General features: G+C 75.1%; 13 protein-coding genes. 9 read left to right on the top strand and 4 right to left on the bottom strand.

Going from position 1 to position 13,360, the window contains the following annotated elements; all coding sequences use genetic code 11:
- The first annotated feature begins 22 nt into the window (after positions 1-22).
- Together arfA and AC07VC_RS00425 are read left to right on the top strand one after the other, a co-directional pair.
- On the top strand, positions 23-1,564 hold the full coding sequence (arfA, locus tag AC07VC_RS00430; RefSeq protein WP_494674841.1) for an arabinosylfuranosidase ArfA: 1,542 nt from the start codon (positions 23-25) through the stop codon (positions 1,562-1,564).
- A gap of 142 nt (positions 1,565-1,706) precedes the next feature.
- Positions 1,707-2,246 carry a phosphoribosyltransferase family protein gene (locus AC07VC_RS00425; protein ID WP_494674842.1) on the top strand — a complete coding sequence of 180 codons (540 nt, stop codon included), beginning with the start codon at positions 1,707-1,709 and terminating at the stop codon, positions 2,244-2,246.
- Positions 2,247-2,288: 42 nt separating this feature from the next.
- On the opposite strand, the gene AC07VC_RS00420 is transcribed toward AC07VC_RS00425, so the two are convergent.
- The 3 genes from AC07VC_RS00420 to AC07VC_RS00410 form a co-directional block, all read right to left on the bottom strand.
- Entirely contained in the window at positions 2,289-2,507 is a 219-nt protein-coding gene (locus AC07VC_RS00420; RefSeq protein WP_494674843.1) for a hypothetical protein, read from the bottom strand.
- Between the two features lie 80 nt (positions 2,508-2,587).
- Positions 2,588-3,178 carry a GNAT family N-acetyltransferase gene (locus tag AC07VC_RS00415; RefSeq protein ID WP_494674844.1) on the bottom strand — a complete coding sequence of 197 codons (591 nt, stop codon included), beginning with the start codon at positions 3,176-3,178 and terminating at the stop codon, positions 2,588-2,590.
- 38 nt (positions 3,179-3,216) lie between these two features.
- On the bottom strand, positions 3,217-3,594 hold the full coding sequence (locus AC07VC_RS00410; protein WP_494674845.1) for an Lsr2 dimerization domain-containing protein: 378 nt from the start codon (positions 3,592-3,594) through the stop codon (positions 3,217-3,219).
- 98 nt (positions 3,595-3,692) lie between these two features.
- On the opposite strand from AC07VC_RS00410, the gene AC07VC_RS00405 reads away from it, so the two are divergent.
- On the top strand, positions 3,693-4,766 hold the full coding sequence (locus tag AC07VC_RS00405; RefSeq protein ID WP_494674846.1) for a CobW family GTP-binding protein: 1,074 nt from the start codon (positions 3,693-3,695) through the stop codon (positions 4,764-4,766).
- A 41-nt stretch (positions 4,767-4,807) separates the two neighbouring features.
- Here AC07VC_RS00405 and aztA read toward each other — a convergent pair whose 3' ends face one another.
- Positions 4,808-5,464 carry a zinc ABC transporter ATP-binding protein AztA gene (aztA, locus tag AC07VC_RS00400; protein ID WP_494674847.1) on the bottom strand — a complete coding sequence of 219 codons (657 nt, stop codon included), beginning with the start codon at positions 5,462-5,464 and terminating at the stop codon, positions 4,808-4,810.
- A gap of 56 nt (positions 5,465-5,520) precedes the next feature.
- Between aztA and aztB the strand changes: the two genes are divergently transcribed.
- From aztB to AC07VC_RS00370, 6 genes are all read left to right on the top strand, one after another.
- Positions 5,521-6,405: a zinc ABC transporter permease AztB gene (gene aztB / locus AC07VC_RS00395; protein ID WP_494674848.1), complete on the top strand. Its 885-nt coding sequence runs from the start codon at positions 5,521-5,523 to the stop codon at positions 6,403-6,405.
- A gap of 77 nt (positions 6,406-6,482) precedes the next feature.
- Positions 6,483-7,715 carry an ABC transporter gene (locus tag AC07VC_RS00390; protein WP_494674849.1) on the top strand — a complete coding sequence of 411 codons (1,233 nt, stop codon included), beginning with the start codon at positions 6,483-6,485 and terminating at the stop codon, positions 7,713-7,715.
- Complete coding sequence (aztC, locus tag AC07VC_RS00385) at positions 7,712-8,674, top strand: zinc ABC transporter substrate-binding protein AztC (protein ID WP_494674850.1); 963 nt, start codon at positions 7,712-7,714, stop codon at positions 8,672-8,674. The genes AC07VC_RS00390 and aztC overlap by 4 nt, the downstream gene beginning before the upstream one ends.
- Positions 8,675-8,708: 34 nt before the next feature.
- Positions 8,709-9,920 (top strand): zinc metallochaperone AztD, encoded by a 1,212-nt coding sequence (gene aztD, locus AC07VC_RS00380; protein WP_494674851.1) that lies wholly within the window; start codon positions 8,709-8,711, stop codon positions 9,918-9,920.
- Positions 9,921-10,064: 144 nt separating this feature from the next.
- Entirely contained in the window at positions 10,065-11,102 is a 1,038-nt protein-coding gene (locus AC07VC_RS00375) for an NAD(P)/FAD-dependent oxidoreductase (protein ID WP_494674852.1), read from the top strand.
- Positions 11,103-11,167: 65 nt separating this feature from the next.
- Positions 11,168-13,357: an ATP-dependent Clp protease ATP-binding subunit gene (locus tag AC07VC_RS00370; RefSeq protein WP_494674853.1), complete on the top strand. Its 2,190-nt coding sequence runs from the start codon at positions 11,168-11,170 to the stop codon at positions 13,355-13,357.
- The last annotated feature ends 3 nt before the right edge of the window (positions 13,358-13,360 follow it).

Raw genomic sequence — 13,360 nt, 5'->3', positions numbered from 1 at the left:
CCGATGAAGTGAAGGACACTCCATGACCGACGCCTCCACGTCGACCGACGCCCGCACCGCCGCGGACGCCCGCATCGCCATCGACCGCACCGCGGTCGTCGCCCCCGTCAACCGCCGCACGTTCGGCTCGTTCGTCGAGCACCTCGGCCGCTGCGTGTACGACGGCATCTACGAGCCCGGCCACCCCACCGCGAACGAGGACGGCTTCCGCCTCGACGTGGTCGACCTCGTCAAGGAGCTCGGCTCGAGCGCCATCCGCTACCCCGGCGGCAACTTCGTCTCCGGCTACCGGTGGGAGGACGGCGTCGGCCCGCGCGCCGAGCGCCCGAAGCGCCTCGACCTCGCCTGGCACTCGCTCGAGACCAACGAGGTGGGCCTCGACGAGTTCGCGCGCTGGTGCGAGCTCACCGGCAGCGAGCTGATGATGGCCGTGAACCTCGGCACGCGCGGCGTGCTCGAGGCCCTCGACATCCTCGAGTACTCCAACCACCCGGGCGGCACCGCCCTCTCCGACCAGCGCATCGCCAACGGCTCCCCGGAGCCCCACGGCGTCAAGATGTGGTGCCTCGGCAACGAGATGGACGGCCCCTGGCAGGTCGGCCACATGACCGCCGACGACTACGGCAAGCTCGCGAACCGCACCGCCGGCGCCATGAAGATGGTGGATCCCACGCTCGAGCTCGTCGCGTGCGGCAGCAGCGGATCCGGCATGCCGACCTTCGGCGAGTGGGAGCGCACCGTGCTCGAGCACGCGTACGACAACGTCGACTTCATCTCCGCGCACGCCTATTACCAGGAGCGCAAGGGCGACCTCGGCAGCTTCCTCGCCTCCTCGCTCGACATGGAGTACTTCATCCGCACGGTCGTCGCGTCGGCCGACCAGGTCAAGTACCGCCGCAAGAGCGACAAGACCATCAACATCTCGTTCGACGAGTGGAACGTCTGGTACCTCGACGAGCACCAGGAGTCCGGCGTCATCACCGAGGGGTGGCCCTACGCGCCGCACCTGCTCGAGGACGTCTACTCGGTCGCGGACGCGGTCGTGCTCGGCAACCTCATGATCACGCTGCTCAAGCACAGCGACCGGGTGACCTCGGCCAGCCTCGCGCAGCTCGTGAACGTGATCGCGCCGATCATGACGGAGAAGGGCGGCGGGGCCTGGCGCCAGACCACCTTCTTCCCGTTCTCGGTCACGAGCCGCCTCGCGCAGGGCGAGGTGCTGCGCCCGCGCATCGACGTGGGCACGTACGAGACCGAGGTGCACGGCACCGCGCCGCTCGTCGACTCGGTCGCCACCTTCGACGAGGCCACCGGCCGCGCCGCGGTCTTCCTCGTGAACCGCAGCCTGTCCGACGCCCTCACGATCGAGGTCGACGTCGCCGGGCTCGCCGTCTCCGAGGTGCTCGAGGCGGTCGGGATCCACGACGACGACGTCTACGCGAAGAACACCTTCGAGGACCGCGAGCGCGTGGGCCTCACGGAGAACGCGTCGGCGACCCTCGCGGACGGCACCCTCACCATCACGCTGCCGCCCGTGTCGTGGACGGCCGTGTCGCTCGGCTGATCCGTACCGCTCCACCACGCGCCCGTCGCGCCGCACCCGCGGCCGGCGGGCGTCGTGCGCGGTGCCGGGTGCGTCGGGTCACGGCGCCGCGGCCGAACGTGCGGGGCGCGGGGCCTCGCGGGCTCGGCGATACGGTGGGCGCGTGGGCGACGAGGCGATCATCGAGCGGGGCCGGCGGCACGTCCACGAGCGGTTCCGCTGGATCGACGGGCACGCCGACACGTGGGCGATGCTCCGCGACCCCGGGTCGCTCGCGGCCGTGGTCGCGGCGCTGGCGGAGCTGGCGCGGGGCGACCGGCCCGACGTCGTGGTCGGCATCGAGGCGCGCGGGTTCGCCCTCGGCCCGGCCGTCGCCGTGGCGCTCGGGGTCGGGTTCGCGCCGATCCGGAAGGACGGCGCGCTCCTGCCCGGGGACGTCGTGCGGCGGGACGCCGACGCCGACTACCGGGGCGTCCGACGCGGGTACTCCGCGCGGCGCGACCTCCTGCTGCCCGGGCAGCGCGCGGTGCTCGTGGACGACTGGATCGAGACGGGCAGCCAGGCCGCCGCCGCGGCCGCGCTCGCGGGGGACTGCGGGGCCGCGCTGGCGGGGATCGCGGTCATCGTGGACGAGCTGCGGCCCGGCATGCGCGCCACGCTGCCGCCCGTCCGCGCGCTGACCACGGCCGACGCGCTGCGCTGACGGCGCCGCCGCGGCGGCATCACGAGGGCGTGCGCGGCGGGGTCAGGCCTGGCGGGACCGTTCGCGCGCGGTGCGTTCGTTGCCGCGCCTGTAGTCGCCCGTCACGCGCGCCATGATCTGCTGCGCGTCGCCGGACTCGACCTGCGCGAGGAACCTGCGTGCGGTGGATCCCCGCAGCGTGGCGGCCACCCGTCCGTGATGCCGGATGACCACCTCGTCGCCGCGCGAGGTGTGCTCGAAGCCGTTCGGGGGCGTGCCCATGGCGGCACGCTACCCGAGCCGTCCTGCCTCGAGGAGGGCGCCGGCTGCCGTGCGGCGGCCCGGCTGCGCCCGCCCGGAGGTCAGGGGCGCGGATCCGTGCGGAGGAGCGCCATGACGATCACGTCGACGGGCTCTCCGTCGAAGCGGGAGGCGGCGCGGAGGCGCCCCTCCTCGACGAAGCCGACGCGCGCGTAGACGCGGCGGGCGCGCGGGTTGGACGCCAGGACCTCGAGGGAGACGCGCTCCAGGTCCGTGGCCGCGAACGCGTGGTCCACGAGGAGCCGGACGGCCTCGGTGCCGAGGCCGCGGTCGCGCCCGGCGGGTCCGATGAGGATGCGGAGGTTCGCGCTCCGGTCCTCCGGGCTCCACTCGTTGATGACGGCCTCGCCCACGCAGGCGTCCGACGCCCGGTCGACGAGCGCGAGGTCGAGGCGGTCGGGCTGGGCGGCGCGCGTGGCGTACCAGGTGCGCGTGCGTGCGTCGAGCGTGGGGCGCGCGGACAGCTCGGCGACCTCCGCGGTCGAGTGGGCGGATGCGGTGAGGCGGAGGACCTCGGGATCGGCGAGCACCGGTCCCATCGCGTCGACGTCGGCGGGGGAGAAGGGTCGCAGGATCACGCGCTCTCCGACGAGGAGCGGCACGGCGGGGAACAGGCGGGGCGGGGCGGTCATGGCGGCACCGGGGCGGGACGCGGCGCGGGCGGCCGGCGTCAGCGCCCGTCGCGGGCGCGGTAGAGGGTCATCAGCGTGGCCGAGATGCGGCCGCCGGGCCCGAGGCGGTGGCCGTTCGCCTCCAGCCACGCGCGGGCGGCGGCACGCTCGCCGGTGGGGGAGCCGCCGGTCGCGGCGGCACGCTCCTCGGGCATCGGCGTGATCGTGACGGTCGTGCGCCTCCCCGCGGCGACGTAGGGCGCGAGCACCGCGCGGAGGGCGCGCGCGTCGGCGGCGTCGAGGTCCGCCTCGAGCACGAGGCCGTCGAGGCCGAAGCGGACCGCCTCGGTCGTGCCGGCGCCCGCGGGCCCGTGCCCGTCGTCGTGCCCGTCGTCGCGTCCCTGCCCGTCGTCGCGCGGATCCGCGTGCTCCGTCATGCCGTCTCCTCGTGCCTCATGCCCCCTCCGAAAGCCTAGATCGCCGTCGTCCCGTCGCCGCGCCGCAGATGAGAACGGTTCTCTTCTAGGCTGGGGTCATGGAACCCCCCGCGAACGCCCGCCCGATCGTCACCCGCGGCGGCCTCGCCGTGATCGTCGTGTCCTCGTCCGACCTCCGGGCGGCGTCCCGGGTCGCCGCGGCCGCGGTCGGGGCGCCCGCGTCCGAGGAGCCCACGCCGGTGGAGGCGCCCGGCGGCGACAGCGGCGACCTGGGCGCCGACCTCGCCGAGGGGCTCATCCAGGACGCCGACGACGGGCGCACCGGGCTCGCGGTGGTGGCGATCGAGCCCGCCGCGGATCCGCTCGAGGTGGCCCTGGTGCTGGAGCACGTCGTCGAGGCGCGGCACCCGGGGTCGACGCCCATCGGGATCCTCGACCTCGTCGCCGTGTCCTCCGTCGCCGAGGTGCGCGACCTGCTGCTCGACCCCCGGACCGTCGATGCGACCCCGTTCGATGCCGCCGAGCGGCTGGCCGGGCGCCTCGAGTGCGCGAGCGTCGTCGTGCTCGAGGACCTGGATCCGGCGCGGCCCTCGCCGGACGCCCGCCGGGCCCTCGCCCTGCTCGCGTGCCTCGCCCCGGACGCGCGCGTGGTCGCCGTCGCCGACCGGGCCTCGCTCGTCGCCGCGCCGCTGCGGATCGGGCGGCAGCGCGCGCGGCGGCTGGCCGCCGGCATGGGCTGGCAGGCGGCGCTCGCCGGCGTCGCCGTCCCGCCGTCCACCGGCGGGATGGGCGTGCACGTCTTCCGGGACCCGCGGCCGTTCCACCCCGGCCGCCTGCATGCGGCCGTCGTGAACGACCTCGTGCCGGGCCCCGTCGGGCGGATCGTGCGCTCCCGGGGCCTCGTGCGCCTCGCGACGCGACCCGCGACCGTCGGCTCGTGGGCCACCGCGGGCGATGTGCTGAGCCTCGATCCCACGGGCATGCGCAGCTGGGACGCCGAGTCGCCCGCGGGCCAGGAGATCGCGTTCGTGGGCGAGCACCTCGACGCCGCGCTGCTCGACGGGATCCTCGGCGCGTGCCTCCTGGCGCCCGACGAGCTGGTCGCGGGACCGGGCGCGTGGCACGGCTACGCGGACCCGTTCCCCGCCTGGGACGCCGAGCACCGGCACTGAGGTCCGCCGCCGGACGGCGGCGTCCGTGCGGCCCGGCCCGCTCACGCCGCCGAGTCGTGCGCGACGAGCCCGTCCTCCAGGCGGACCACGCGGTCCGCGTCGGCGAGCACCGCCGGGTCGTGCGACGCGCACACGACGGCGACCCCGCGGCCGGCCTCGGAGCGCATGATCGCGCGGATCCGCTCGGCGCTCGCCGCGTCGAGGCCCGTCGTCGGCTCGTCGAGGAGCAGGAGCCCGGCGCCGCGGGCGAGGCCCTGCGCGAGGAGCGCCCGCTGCCGCTGCCCGCCCGAGAGCGCCGCGAATCCCCGTCCGGCGAGGGGGATCAGGTCGAGGCGGTCGAGGGCGTCGTCGACGGCGCGGCGGGCGGTCGCGTCGAGCCGTCGCCAGCGCCCGGCCCGGCCCCAGGCGCCGACGGTCGCGACGTCGCGGACGGTGACGGGCAGCCGGTCGGAGACGGCGGCGCGCTGCGGCACGAAGGCCGCGGCGGCGGCGAGCGCGCGCGTCCCCGACAGGGGGATCCGCGTGCCCGCGATCACCTCGAGGAGCGTCGACTTGCCGGCGCCGTTCGGCCCCGCGATGACCGTGAGCGCGCCGGAGCGGAGCTCGAGGTCGACGCCGCCGAGGGCGCGGTGCCCGTCGATCTCGACGTGGATCCCGCGGAGGGCGGCGGCGGCAGCGGGGATCGAGGGCGGGGGCACGCGTCCGATCCTAGCCGTTTGATAAGCGTTCTCATTCTCGACTAGGGTCGGCGATCGTGACATTCCTCACCCGCGGAATCCTCGAGCCGTTCGCGCTCGACTTCCTCCAGCGCGCCCTCCTCGGCGGGGCGCTCGTCGCGATCCTCTGCGGCGTCGTCGGCACGTGGGTCGTCATCCGCGGCATGGCCTTCCTGGGCGAGGCCCTCGCGCACGGCATGCTGCCCGGCGTCGCGCTCGCGACCGTGATCGGCGCCCCCGTCCTCGTCGGCGGGGCCCTCAGCGCCGTGGCGATGAGCCTGGGGATCGCCGCCCTGCAGCGTCGCGGCCGCCTCTCCTACGACACGAGCATCGGCCTGCTCTTCGTCGCGATGCTCGCCCTCGGCGTCGTCGTCATCTCGCACTCCGGCAGCTTCGCGACGGACGCCACCGCCATCCTGTTCGGCGACATCCTCGCCATCGCGCCCGTCGACATCGCGCTGCTCGCGGGCGCCGTGGCCGTCGGCCTCGGGGTCGCGTGGGCGTTCCACCGGCCGCTCGTCGCGCTGGCCCTGGATCCCCGGGTCGCCGCGGTGCTCGGCCTCGGCCCGCGCTCGGCGCAGGCCGCGCTGGTGGGCCTCGTGACGCTGGCGGTCGTCGCGTCGTACCAGGCCGTGGGATCCCTGCTGGTCGTCGGCCTGCTCCTCGCGCCCGCCGTGGCCGCCGGGCACTGGACCGCGCGGATCCCGACGCGCATGGCCCTGGCCGCGGCCCTCGGCGTCGCGTCGGTCCTCGTGGGCCTGCTCGTGTCGTGGCACGCCGCCACGGCCGCGGGCGCCTCCGTCGCGGCCACGGCGATCGCCGTCGCCCTGCTCTCCGGGCTCGCCCGCGCGGGCCTCACGGCGGCGCGGTCCGGCCGGCCGCGGCGCGATCCCCGCGTCATCCGCGGCGTGCCCGTCCCCTGACCGTCGCGACGGCCCGCCGTCGCGACCCGCCCCGACCGACCCGACCCACCCGCCCCACCACTCCCCGAGAGGACCGCGTGCGCTCCCGCATCCCCACCATCCCCCTGCTGGCCGGCCTGGCGCTCGCCCTGACGGCGTGCTCCGCCGGGACCCCGGCCGGACCCGCCGACGAGCCGGCCGCGGAGGCGACCCCCGAGGGGCACGGCGCCGTCGCGGGCGCCGCGGAGCTGGCCGAGCCGCGCCTCGGCCTCACCAGCATCGACCCGACCGGCGCCGTCACGCACCTCGACCTCCTCGACGGATCCGTCGCCGAGCTCGGCCGGATCGGCGCACCCACCGCGATGGACACCGACGGCCGGTACCTCCTGGCGCAGACGGCGGCCGGCGTGGAGATCGTCGACAGCGGGGTGTGGACCTGGGACCACGTCGACCACTTCCACCACTACCGGGCGGACCCCCGCCTCCTCGGCACCGTCGAGGGCGAGGGCACCGCCGTCGTCGCCACGACCAACCTGTCCACGACGGGCGGCACGGGCCTCCACTTCCCCGGCTCCGGCGAGGCCATCCTGCTCGACACCGCGGCGCTCTCCGAGGGGCGGATCGAGGAGTCGTTCCGCCTCGCCGGCGAGCCCGGCCCCGGGATGGTCGTGCCGGTCGGGTCCCTGGCGCTCGTCACCGAGGGCGAGGGCGCGGACGCGACGGTGGTCGGCCGCACCCGGGACGGCGCGCGCACCGGGCTGGTCGAGCCGTGCCCGGATCCCGCCGGCACCATCACCACGCGCGTCGGCGCCGTCATCGGCTGCGGTGACGGTGCACTGCTCGCGAGCGTCGACGGCGAGGAGCTGGCCGTCGAGCGGATCCCGTACCCCGAGGGCGCGACGGCCCCCGCCGCCACCTCCTTCGACAACCGCGAGGGCCGTCCGACGGTCGCGGGCCTCGCCGGGGACCAGGGCATCTGGGTGCTCGACACCCGCGCGCGCTCGTGGGCGCTCCTCCCCGCGCCCGCTCCGCTCGTGCACGTCACCGCCGTCGACGACGCGGACGACCGCCTCCTCGCCCTCACCGCGGACGGCCGCGTGCTCGTCCTGTCCGGCGGGGACGGCGCGGTCATCGCCGACACCGGCCCGCTCGTGGCCGGGTCGCTCGCGGCCGGGAGGATGCCGACGCTCGTCGCCGACCAGCAGCGCGCGTACCTGTCGGGCCCCGTCGAGCGCCGGCTGCACGAGATCGACTTCGCGGACGACGCGCGCGTCTCGCGCACCTTCGACACCGCGGCCGAGCCGGCCTTCACCGCGGAGACGGGCCGATGAGCGCGGGCCGTCCCCGGCGGCGCCGCCTGTCCGCGGCGCTCGCGGGCGCCGTCACGACCGCCGGCGCCCGCGCGCTGACCCTCGCGCTGGCCCTCGCCCTCACGGGCTGCGCGGTCGCGGGCGACGAGCGGCCGACCGTGCACGTCTCCACCAACATCCTCGGCGACGTCGTCGAGGAGCTCGTGGGCGACGAGGCGGAGGTCGTGACGCTGATGGGGCCGGACGCGGATCCGCACTCGTTCGAGATCTCCGCGCAGGAGGCCGCGCGCCTCCGCGCCGCCGACCTCGTCGTCTCCAACGGCCTCGGCCTCGAGGAGGGGCTGCAGCAGCACCTCGACGCGGCGGCGGACGCCGACGTGCCGGCCTTCGTCGCCGGCGACGCCATCGAGGTCCTCGCCTACGCCGAGGGCGACGCGGAGGGGATGCCCGACTCCCACTTCTGGACCGACCCCGCGCGCATGGTCGACGTCGTCGACGCGCTCGAGCCCGCCCTCGCGCGCATCGAGGGCGTCGATCCGGCTGCCGTCGCCGCCCGGACCGCCGCGTACCGCGCGGAGCTCGAGGCGCTCGACGCGGAGATGACCGCGGCGTTCGCCGCCATCCCCGCCGAGCGCCGCGCCCTCGTCACCAACCACCACGTCTTCGGGTACCTCGCCGACCGCTTCGGGTTCGAGGTCGTCGGCGCGGTGATCCCCGGCGGCACCACCCTCGCCGCGCCCTCCGCCAGCGACCTCGCCGACCTCGTGTCGGCGGTCGAGGAGACCGGCGTCCCCACGATCTTCGCGGAGTCCTCCTCGCCCGACCGCCTCGTCCAGGCGCTGGCGAGCGAGGCCGACGTCCGCGTGGAGGTGGTCGAGCTGTTCACGGAGTCCCTCACGGGCCCCGAGGGCGGCGCCCCCGACTACCTCGCCATGATGCGCGTCAACACGCAGCGCATCGCCACCGGGCTCTCCCCCTGAGCGCCCGCGACCACCCCACACAGGAGGAACCACCATGCGCACCCCCCGACTCCGACGGACCGGCATCGCCGCCGTCGCCCTGGGCCTCGCCGCGACGCTCGCGGCCTGCTCCACCCCGGCACCGGAGGGCTCCGCATCCTCCGAGGCGCCGGCCGGATCCGGCGAGGCAGCCGGATCCCGCGTCGCCGTCTCGTACGAGGGCGGCATCCTCGTCCTCGACGGCGACACCCTCGAGACCGTCGCCGACCTCGACTCCGAGGAGTTCACCCGCCTCAACCCCGCGGGCGACGGCCGGCACGTCATGGTCACCATGAGCGAGGGCTTCCAGGTGCTCGACACCGCGGCCGGCAGCGCCGACGAGGCCGAGCTGACCGACACCGTCTTCGAGGCCGACACCCCCGGCCACGTCGTCCGCCATGCGGGCAGGACGATCCTCTACGCCGACGGCACGAGCGACACGACGGTCTTCGACACCGCGGCGCTGGCCGCCGCCGACGGCCTGCCGGAGACGGAGACCATCGAGGGCGTCGAGGCGCACCACGGCGTCTCGATCGTGCTCGAGGACGGCACCTTCCTCACGACCGTGGGGAACGCGGACGGCCGGGACGGCGTCGAGGCGCGCGACGCGTCCGGCGCGGTCATCGCGCGGACCGACCAGTGCCCCGGCGTGCACGGCGAGGGCACCGCGTCCGGCGAGGCCGTCGTCTTCGGCTGCGAGGACGGCGCGATCCTCTACACGGACGGCGCCTTCACGAAGCTCCCGGCGCCCGACCAGCCCTACGGACGCATGGGCAACGCCTACGTCAGCGAGACCAGCCCCGTCGTCGTCGGCGACTACAAGGACGACCCGGACCTCGAGGGCTACCTGCTGGACGCCGTGACGCTGATCGACACCGAGGCGAGGACCCTCCGCGTCGTCGACCTGCCCGAGGGGGTCGGCTACACGTTCCGCGACGTCGCGCGCGGACCGGACGACATGGCGTACATCATCGGCTCCGACGGCGCGATCCACGTGCTCGACCCCGAGACCGGCGAGCTGACGGACGCGTTCCCCGTCATCGACGCGTGGGAGAGTCCCGTCGAGTGGCAGGATCCGCACCCCGCGATCGTCGTGGCGGACGGCGTCGGCTACGTCACCGAGCCGGCCACGCAGGAGATCCACGCGGTCGACCTGACGACGGGCGAGGTGCTGGCGAGCTCCACGCTCGAGGTCACGCCGAACGAGATGGCGGTCGCCGCGGGCTGATCACCCGACGAGGGAGGGCGCGGGGCGGATCGCTCCGCGCCCTCCGTGCGTCGGTCGTCGTCCCCGCCCGACGAGCAGGTGCGCATCCTTGCCGATCCCGCAAGGAGCCGTGCGCCACGCGCTTCACTCCCGCAAGCTCAGTGCATGGACATCGCACAGCAGGACATAGCGCAGCAGCACACCGCACAGCAGGACATCGTCGGCATCGAGTGGGACGCTGTCGTCGTGGGCGGGGGCGTCGCGGGTTCGAGCGCCGCGCTCATGCTCGCCCGCGCCCGCCGGAGCGTGCTCGTCGTCGACGCGGGTCAGCCGCGCAACGCCGTCGCCGCGCACATGCACGGCGTGCTCGGTCACGACGGCAAGCCGCCGCGTCAGCTCGTCGCCGAGGGGCGCCGGGAGATCGAGGGCTACGGCGGCGTCGTGGTCGACGGGCGGGTGCAGGGCGTCGATGCCGTCGAGGATCCGGCCGGGCCGCGCTTCCGCGTGACGCTCGACGGCGGTGCGGAGGTCCGTGCCCGCCGGGTGGTCCTCGCGACCGGCCTCGCCGACGTGCTGCCCGAGGTCCCCGGCCTCGCCGCGCACTGGGGCGCCGGCGTCGTCGTATGCCCCTACTGCGACGGCTACGAGGTGCGCGACCGCCGCATCGGCGTGCTCGCCACCGGGCCCGGCAGCCTCCACCACGTGCAGATGCTCCGCCAGTGGTCGCCCGACATCACGTTCCTCGTCGCGGGCGGCACGGCGTCCGGCGAGCCGCTCGGCATCGACGCGGCGACGCGCGCGGGGCTCGACGCCCGCGGGATCCGGATCGAGGAGGAGGTCGTCACCCGCGTGCTCGGGGAGCGGGGCGCGCTCGAGGGCGTGGAGCTCGCCGACGGCCGGGTCCTCGGGCTCGACTCGCTCTTCGCGATGCCCGGGGTGGCGCCGCGCGACGGCTTCGCCCGCGCCCTCGGCGCCGCGACCGAGGAGACCCCCTGGGGCGCCTTCGTCACGGCGGATCCGATGGGCCAGACGAGCGTGCCCGGCCTCCTCATCGCGGGCAACGCGTCGAGCGGATCCGCCAACGTGCCCGTCGCCATGGCCGCCGGCACCATGGCGGGTGCCATGGCGAACGCGGGCATGGTCACGGAGGACGTGGCGATCGCCATCACCGCCGCCGCGGCGTCCGTCCTCGCCGGCCGGTAGCGGTGGGCGTCGTCCCGGCGTAAACTTGAGTCCGCAAGACTCAAGTACGTGGAGGAAGGAACGCATTGGCCAACATGCAGGGCGCACCCGCCAGCGCCGAGGACGCGAGGACCGCGCTCGAGCAGTACGGGGTGAACCTGACCGAGATCGCGAAGAGCGGCAAGCTCGACCCGGTCATCGGACGCGACGCGGAGATCCGGCGCATCAGCCAGGTGCTCACGCGGCGCACCAAGAACAACCCGGTCCTCATCGGGGAGCCCGGCGTCGGCAAGACCGCCGTCGTCGAGGGCCTCGCCCAGCGCATCGTCGCGGGCGACGTGGCCGACTCCCTGAAGGGCAAGCAGCTCGTCTCGCTCGACCTCGCCGCGCTCGTCGCGGGCGCGAAGTACCGCGGCGAGTTCGAGGAGCGGCTGAAGGCGGTGCTGAAGGAGATCGACGACGCCGACGGCGAGGTCATCACCTTCGTCGACGAGCTGCACACCCTCATGGGCGCGGGCGGCGGCGAGGGGTCCGTCGCGGCGTCCAACATGCTGAAGCCCATGCTCGCGCGCGGTGAGCTGCGGCTCATCGGCGCGACCACGCTCGACGAGTACCGCCAGTACATCGAGAAGGACGCCGCGCTCGAGCGCCGCTTCCAGCAGGTGTACGTCGGCGAGCCGAGCGTGGAGGACACCGTCGCGATCCTCCGCGGCCTCAAGGGCCGCTACGAGGCGCACCACCAGGTGCCCATCACGGACGCGGCGCTCGTCGCGGCCGCGTCGCTCTCGAACCGCTACATCCCTGCCCGGCAGCTGCCGGACAAGGCCATCGACCTGATCGACGAGGCCGCCTCGCGGCTGCGGATGGAGATCGACTCCTCGCCCGTCGAGATCGACGAGCTGCGCCGCGCGGTCGACCGGATGCGGCTCGAGGAGCTGGCGCTCAAGCGCGAGAAGGACGAGGCCTCGAAGGAGCGGCTCGCGCGGCTGCGCGAGGACATCGCCCAGCGCGAGGAGACCCTCGGCGGGCTGCAGCGGCGCTGGGAGGCGGAGCGCGCGAGCGTCAACCGCGTCGGCAAGCTGAAGGACGAGCTGAACGAGCTGCGGATCCGCGCCGAGCGGGCCCAGCGCGAGGGCGACCTGGAGAAGGCGTCGCGCCTGCTCTACGGCGAGATCCCCGTCATCGAGCGCGAGGTCGCGCAGGCGGAGGCCGCCGAGTCGGTGCCGTCGGCGGAGGAGCGGCTCGTCAACGAGCAGGTCACGGGCGAGGACATCGCCGCGGTCGTCGCCGCCTGGACGGGGATCCCCGTCGGCCGGCTGCTGCAGGGGGAGACCGAGAAGCTGCTGCACCTGGAGAAGGAGCTCGGCAAGCGCCTCATCGGCCAGCGGCAGGCGGTGGCGAGCGTCTCCGACGCGGTCCGCCGCACGCGCGCCGGCATCTCGGATCCCGACCGGCCCACCGGCTCCTTCCTCTTCCTCGGCCCCACGGGCGTCGGGAAGACGGAGCTCGCGAAGGCGCTGGCGGAGTTCCTGTTCGACGACGAGAAGGCGATGATCCGCATCGACATGAGCGAGTACGGGGAGAAGTTCTCCGTGTCCCGCCTCGTCGGCGCCCCTCCCGGCTACGTCGGCTACGAGCAGGGCGGACAGCTCACCGAGGCCGTCCGGCGCCGCCCCTACTCGGTGGTGCTGCTCGACGAGGTCGAGAAGGCGCACCCGGAGGTGTTCGACGTGCTCCTGCAGGTGCTCGACGACGGCCGCCTCACCGACGGCCAGGGCCGGACGGTCGACTTCCGCAACGTGATCCTCGTGCTCACCAGCAACCTCGGGTCGCAGTTCGTCAGCGACGCGTCCCTGCCGCTGGCGAGCCGCGAGGAGGCGGTGCAGCAGCTCGTGCGCCAGACGTTCAAGCCGGAGTTCGTGAACCGGCTCGACGACATCGTCGTGTTCCAGACGCTGTCGATGGACGACCTGGCGCAGATCGTGGAGCTCTACATCGACCGCCTCGGCGACCGGCTCGCGGACCGCCGCCTCACGCTCGGGGTCACCCCGGACGCCCGGCGCTGGCTCGCGGAGCGCGGCCACGACCCGCTGTACGGCGCACGTCCCCTGCGCCGGCTCATGCAGCGCGAGATCGACGACCGCCTCGCGCGCGAGCTCCTGGCGGGCGACATCCGCGACGGCGACGCCGTGCGGGTCGACCTCGCGCCCGACGGCGAGGGCCTCACGGTCAGCCGCGCGTGGGACGACGAGCCGGAGGACGCTCCCGTCCTCTGATCC

Source organism: Clavibacter sp. GW821-FHT01D01 (assembly GCF_059422605.1).
This window is presented reverse-complemented; position numbering and strand designations above follow the sequence as displayed.

Coding starts and splice junctions, on each gene's coding strand:
- aztD (WP_494674851.1), top strand. CDS start 8,709: ATGCGCACCCCCCGACTCCGACGGACCGGCATCGCCGCCGTCGCCCTG.
- aztC (WP_494674850.1), top strand. CDS start 7,712: ATGAGCGCGGGCCGTCCCCGGCGGCGCCGCCTGTCCGCGGCGCTCGCG.
- AC07VC_RS00410 (WP_494674845.1), bottom strand. CDS start 3,594: ATGACGGAGCACGCGGATCCGCGCGACGACGGGCAGGGACGCGACGAC.
- AC07VC_RS00375 (WP_494674852.1), top strand. CDS start 10,065: ATGGACATCGCACAGCAGGACATAGCGCAGCAGCACACCGCACAGCAG.
- AC07VC_RS00405 (WP_494674846.1), top strand. CDS start 3,693: ATGGAACCCCCCGCGAACGCCCGCCCGATCGTCACCCGCGGCGGCCTC.
- AC07VC_RS00415 (WP_494674844.1), bottom strand. CDS start 3,178: ATGACCGCCCCGCCCCGCCTGTTCCCCGCCGTGCCGCTCCTCGTCGGA.
- AC07VC_RS00420 (WP_494674843.1), bottom strand. CDS start 2,507: ATGGGCACGCCCCCGAACGGCTTCGAGCACACCTCGCGCGGCGACGAG.
- arfA (WP_494674841.1), top strand. CDS start 23: ATGACCGACGCCTCCACGTCGACCGACGCCCGCACCGCCGCGGACGCC.